Here is a 4,904-nt window from a genome sequence, read left to right as displayed (position 1 = left end):
TGGCGAGTATCGAGTTTACTCGCGATCGTCGTCTATTTACAAATCGGATCTTCAGCCATCAGTTTTGTGGCTTCTTTTATCGGTCAATGCTTAGTCGCGATCTCCCTGTGGTTTTGGGCAGATATCAATGACGAAATCAGCGATCTACCACCTAGTCCACTCAAACTCGGATTTCTCGGCTGGCGCTGGGCAACAACGATCTACTGCGCCCTCAGCGCGATCGCCCTCATCCCGTTTTTATCGTGTAGCTTTGTTGGTACCTCTAGCGACTACTGTCAAGCCTGGTTCCAACCAGCTTGGCTGTATTACCAATTTTTTCATGCCAATTCTAAGCCAGCCTTCCTCAGCTTTCTCGGCTTCGTGGGACTAGTCATCTATGCTCTCTCATTCGGCTACTTTGCGATCGTCCGCCTTGGCAAACAAGGTCGCTCGGCAATGGTGGGGGATGAGTAAGGGGTAAGAGGTAAGGGGTAATGGGTAATGGGTAAGAGGTAATAATTTGTGGACGCTTGCGTCTTTCTATTCACTATTCACTATTCACTATTCACTATTCCCTGACTTTTGCAAAAGTCTATTTCCTGCTTCCTCACAACTCGATCCGGGCGTGGATGCTGAGATAATTGGTTAGTAGTAGCTGTAAATAGCGACGCACGATCGCACTTAGCCCACATCTGGCAATTGCTAGACGTGGGTTTTGATGTTTTAGATCGCCAAAAATGCGACAGTCTCGATAAAAATCCAGCCAACTTTGAGCCAGCGTGAGAGTTAGTTTCGCCCAATTTGGGGATTGTTGCCAGATCGATTGCTGCACATTTGCCGTAAAGTTGCAACGATCGCGATCGTGCTGCATCCCATCTCGCTCGTAGATGCTGTCTAAAATCCTCATCAGCACCTGAATTAGGCGCTGCTCCATCGGATGCTCGAATAGACGACTTGTGGCAGCTTCAAGCGGATTCTCGCCGCAAATCCAATCGCTGGAGATCGATTGCTGGTGCGAGAATATTGGCTCGACAAGTTGCCAATCATCGGTTAGCGAGATTAGTTGCTCGCTTGCTGCCAATTTTAGGATCGAGCAGCACCGCGCATGAGCGTAGACAGCCATGCTAGTCGCAGTATCATCGAGCTGAGAATTCAGATCCAGATTGAGTGGCAGATCGTGGATGTAACTTAGCCACTTCCCGATCGATTCAGCCGTAACTCGAAAATAAATATACCCCGCCTCGTTATACCAGCCATCTAATAGCAGCTCGGAACTTGTCTGAATTGTCACAGAAGCAATGCTCCCAGTCCCCCCATCCCCCATCTCAACAAAATTCTGACAGATTTCTTGAAAATTAAATGCAGATTTTGCGGCTAATCGGTGTGCGATCGTGCTGACATACTGGTATTGTGATGTTGTCACCAGCCTAATCGAAGATTTATACTGCCAATGCCAAGACCTGTCTAGAGCTGAGTCAGTAGCCAAATCGTCATAATTGTGTGGTGATGTTACGCAAACTTGCTGAGCCAGTAACTGCAAATAGTCGGCGATCGCGCCTGCAATTGTAGGTACCAATGGTACTAAGATCGGCTCTGCATAAGGAAAAATCTGCATATTCACACCCCGATTATCAAGTTTCGTAGTACATTCCAGACTAAAATCCAACGATTTACTACATCAAAATACATGTAGAATCATTGAAAATCATGTGCCGTTCTGCTGGTTTGTTATGCAATCATCATCATCTACCCCGCCTAGAAACAATACTCGTTCGTTTTCAACTTGGCACCGACTCCTAGATTGGGCACAAGAACATTACCGCTACCGAACGTTTGCTAAAGATGCCCAGATTCCCACTCGATCGGGATTACTATATTTAGTTCAGCGCGGTACCATCCGCCTGAATGGAACTGCGGAATCCGAACCGCCAGCATATCCACACCAAAATAGTACCCCGATCGAGTTCCAACTTCACAGCGGCGATGAAACTTTCCTGGGTTTTGTCGGTGCAGGGCAACCATTTGAAATCGTCGATCGATCTCCCTTCACGCTGCAAGCATTTGCCCATACAGATAACACTTCAATTTTCTGGATGTACTGGCACGATCTCGAAAACTTCCCAAGTTTTCGGCGCGAAATCCTCGACTCTTTTCGTTATCAACACCAACGGAAATTATTATGGCTCAATACCCTCGGACAACGCCACACGATCGAACGTTTACTCGGTTATCTTACCCTCTTGATCGAAGAATTTGGCGAACCCTGTAAGGAAGGGTACTTTTTGCCATTCCCCCTCACTCACGCCCAAATTGCCAGTGCCATCGGGACTACCCGCGTCACCGTCACCAGGCTGATGAAAGAACTGCGCGAAGACCGCAAAGCCATCCACATCAAAGAAGATAATCTCATCTGCTTACTCTCGCCTCCTCAAGCAGAATAAGCGCTAATTTTGGCGATCGTCCGCGCGATCGTTGAATAGCTCTTTAAATTAATTGATACTTCTCCTTACGGAGACGCTTCGCTACGACTACGATCGGTACAACCAATTGATAATTGATAATTGGTTGTTAGGATGGGGTTTTAAAATGACCCTAACAACAATCCACCTTGGAGGTGGGAAATTTAAACCCCTGTTCTCTGTTAAGCTAAACTAAGGATTCATTGTCCATCTAACTACGCTATCCCTATGATTTTGCCAGGTGCTACCATCCGTGTCAAAAATATCAACGATATCTACTACGGATTTCAGGGATTAGTCCAACGAGTCACCGATGGCAAAGCAGCAGTGCTATTTGAAGGCGGTAACTGGGACAAAATGGTCACTTTTCGCCTCAGCGAAATCGAAGCAGTCGATTTGACGAAGAAGTAGTTTAGTGAATAGTGGATAGTGGATAGTGAATAGATTATCGATTCTCCAGTCCCCTAGTCTCCAGTTTTCGCACCGCCCAAATTTGTAAGCTTACATCTTGCCTCATGGCGCAACAACCGAGCTAAATAGATTCAAAACATACTCCCAATTACTATCCACTATTCACTATCCACTAGAAAACTAGTAACTTTGTTTCAACACAAGCTGTGAGCATGTTCGACTTACAAGGACTAAATATTTATCTCATTGGCATGATGGGTTGTGGTAAAAGTACTATCGGCCCATTACTTGCCGATCGATTGGTATACAATTTTCTCGATACCGATACGACAATCGAGAAATTAGTTGCTCAAAGTATCGCCGAACTTTTCCAAACCGTCGGCGAACCAGAATTTCGCCAGATTGAAACCCAAGTATTAGCAGAAATATCAGCTCACATCCGGCTAGTAGTCTCCACTGGCGGCGGAATCGCCATCGAGCGTGAGAACTGGAACCACCTCCACCAAGGCTTAGTCATCTGGCTCGATCCAGCAGTAGATCTCCTCGTCGAACGTCTTCAGGGTGACACCACCCGCCCGCTCCTAGCCACATCTACAGATCTGCACTCCAAATTAGACCAAATGCTCGCTCAACGTCGCCACAGGTACGCTGAAGCCGATATTCAGATTTCGATCGATCGTCCACTCGCGCCGGAAGAAATAGTCGATCTGATTTTAGCCAAGATTCCCACCGTCTTGAAAACACCGCAAGCTATTCCAGATTAAAGGCGATATCTTCATAGATTTGCGCGATCGTAAAGGTGTAATTAATACTCTTGAGTTCGATCTCATCGCCCTCACCATAAGACATCAGTTCCCATCGATTGCGATCGTTGCGTTGGTATACATCTACATATATCCCAGCAGTGCTAACTAAAACATACTCCTGAAGATCTGGGGATCTTCGATACAGTCTAAATTTATCACCCCGGTCGTAAGCTTCGGTACTAGGTGATAAAACTTCGACAATCAGACAAGGATGAGTGATGAATCGATCGGCACCGCGATCGCGGATATCACACGTCACGCTAACATCAGGATAACAGTAAGAGTTTGACTCGATCGTCTGCACCTTTGCATCCCCGTTAAGTACCTGACAGCCACTGCCTCGCAAATGATTCTTGAGTGCAGTGCTAAAGTTTACCGCAATTTTACTATGGTTGATAGTTCCGCCAGTCATGGCATAAACTTCACCATCGACATACTCATGGCGAAATTCTTGTTGTTCCTCCCAAGCCAGATATTCGGCAGGTGTAAAGTGGGGAAAATCTTCTTTGAGGGCAACCATCAGCTCAAGCCTGTTGTCTAGATCTCAGAGCAATTGTACCATTTTCTGAGTTGCTGTCGATCGAGTCTGACTCGATCGAGAGATTAATAGTTAAGATAAGCGGTAATCGGTAGAATTGACAACAATTTTTTCGATCGACATTTTATGTAGATTCACTGTTGACACTTGGTATTTTACTTAGTTAGATTAGCGATCGATCCTAGTAGTTGTAGTAGCGAGCGAGATTTTGTGGAACCTAATTATCAAGAGCGAGAAGCACAACTCCGGCAGCGCGAGCTAGAGCTGAGATTGCGCGAACTAGAATCAGAGATCCGTCGCCCTGAGCCACCGTTTCACCCGACGGTGAGAGAAACTGGCACCAACAAACCCGCACGTAGCTTCAAACGAGATCTGATAATCGCGGCTAAACTTTCCGGGTTCTTTATCGTCGGTGCTGTAGTTGTGTACATATCGCAATGGCTGGCGTGGATCTCCTTCTTTGCCTTCCTCGGCGCTGCTGGATGGGCATGGTTTGAATTCAACCGTAAATCCTAGATTTTCACAGATTGGTTTGTCCCTAACTTCTTGCTGGCTTCGTTTAGGCATGGCTTACCCCCCCAACCCCCCCTTATAAAGGGGGGGCTTTAGATCCGGCTCCCTCCCCTTTATAAGGGGAGGCTTCAGATCCGGCTCCCTCCCCTTTATGAGGGGAGGCTTCAGATCCGGCTCCCTCCCCTTTATAAGGGGAGG

General features: G+C 46.7%; 7 protein-coding genes. 5 read left to right on the top strand and 2 right to left on the bottom strand.

Annotated elements, in window-relative coordinates; genetic code table 11:
* Positions 1-453 (top strand): DUF3177 family protein (locus RMO35_RS03570; RefSeq protein WP_309738604.1); only part of this gene is annotated, 453 nt, incomplete at its 5' end.
* 133 nt (positions 454-586) lie between these two features.
* On the opposite strand, the gene RMO35_RS03565 is transcribed toward RMO35_RS03570, so the two are convergent.
* Positions 587-1,594 carry a hypothetical protein gene (locus RMO35_RS03565; RefSeq protein ID WP_309738603.1) on the bottom strand — a complete coding sequence of 336 codons (1,008 nt, stop codon included), beginning with the start codon at positions 1,592-1,594 and terminating at the stop codon, positions 587-589.
* A 115-nt stretch (positions 1,595-1,709) separates the two neighbouring features.
* Here RMO35_RS03565 and RMO35_RS03560 point away from each other — a divergent pair, with 115 nt between their 5' ends.
* The 3 genes from RMO35_RS03560 (at position 1,710) to RMO35_RS03550 (ending at position 3,613) form a co-directional block, all read left to right on the top strand.
* Positions 1,710-2,420: a Crp/Fnr family transcriptional regulator gene (locus RMO35_RS03560; protein ID WP_309738601.1), complete on the top strand. Its 711-nt coding sequence runs from the start codon at positions 1,710-1,712 to the stop codon at positions 2,418-2,420.
* Between the two features lie 246 nt (positions 2,421-2,666).
* A complete protein-coding gene (locus RMO35_RS03555; RefSeq protein ID WP_309738598.1) occupies positions 2,667-2,849 on the top strand; it encodes an NAD(P)H dehydrogenase subunit NdhS in 183 nt (60 codons plus the stop codon).
* A 212-nt stretch (positions 2,850-3,061) separates the two neighbouring features.
* The gene (locus RMO35_RS03550; RefSeq protein ID WP_396134911.1) at positions 3,062-3,613 is read left to right on the top strand and encodes a shikimate kinase; all 552 of its coding nucleotides are present in this window, start codon (positions 3,062-3,064) and stop codon (positions 3,611-3,613) included.
* On the opposite strand, the gene RMO35_RS03545 is transcribed toward RMO35_RS03550, so the two are convergent.
* The gene (locus RMO35_RS03545; RefSeq protein WP_309738596.1) at positions 3,600-4,175 is read right to left on the bottom strand and encodes a Uma2 family endonuclease; all 576 of its coding nucleotides are present in this window, start codon (positions 4,173-4,175) and stop codon (positions 3,600-3,602) included. The genes RMO35_RS03550 and RMO35_RS03545 overlap by 14 nt on opposite strands.
* A gap of 228 nt (positions 4,176-4,403) precedes the next feature.
* Between RMO35_RS03545 and RMO35_RS03540 the strand changes: the two genes are divergently transcribed.
* A complete protein-coding gene (locus tag RMO35_RS03540) occupies positions 4,404-4,709 on the top strand; it encodes a hypothetical protein (protein WP_309738595.1) in 306 nt (101 codons plus the stop codon).
* Positions 4,710-4,904: the final 195 nt, after the last annotated feature.

It is taken from the genome of Chamaesiphon sp. OTE_20_metabat_361 (assembly GCF_031364565.1).
Note: the sequence above shows the minus strand (reverse complement) of the source record. Positions and strands in the feature narration are given on the sequence as shown.